This is a genomic window from Shewanella sp. AS1, from assembly GCF_021412565.1.
Classification (GTDB): domain Bacteria; phylum Pseudomonadota; class Gammaproteobacteria; order Enterobacterales; family Shewanellaceae; genus Shewanella.
Genome location: NZ_JAKCLJ010000106.1, coordinates 1 through 284, shown reverse-complemented (window position 1 = coordinate 284; position 284 = coordinate 1). Strand labels below are relative to the sequence as shown.

At 59.9% G+C, this 284-nt stretch carries 1 protein-coding gene; it reads left to right on the top strand.

Going from position 1 to position 284, the window contains the following annotated elements; all coding sequences use genetic code 11:
* On the top strand, positions 1-284 hold a 284-nt coding region (locus tag LZP69_RS16255), incomplete at both ends, for a hypothetical protein (protein WP_234201733.1).

Sequence of the window (284 nt, the reverse complement as noted above, 5' to 3'; positions counted from 1 at the left end):
ACAAAGGCGAACGGTTTGCCTCAAAACGGTATCAGCGACACCTTGATTCGGCGCGCTGGCGATACGACCAAGTTTGTCAGGGCTCCGGCGAAGCCGGCGCAAAACGGCACTGCCCTGCTGGAAGTTGAGGACGGACGCCGTCCCATGCACAAGCTCTTCGTCGATAGCAAGCTGATCAGCGCTGCCGACTTTGAGACTTTTTGGCCTAAGCCGGGGCCGGGGGTCCCAGGAGGGGTGGTTGAGCCTTTCATACAGCTACTCGCGGACAAGGGCTTGGTGCCCAT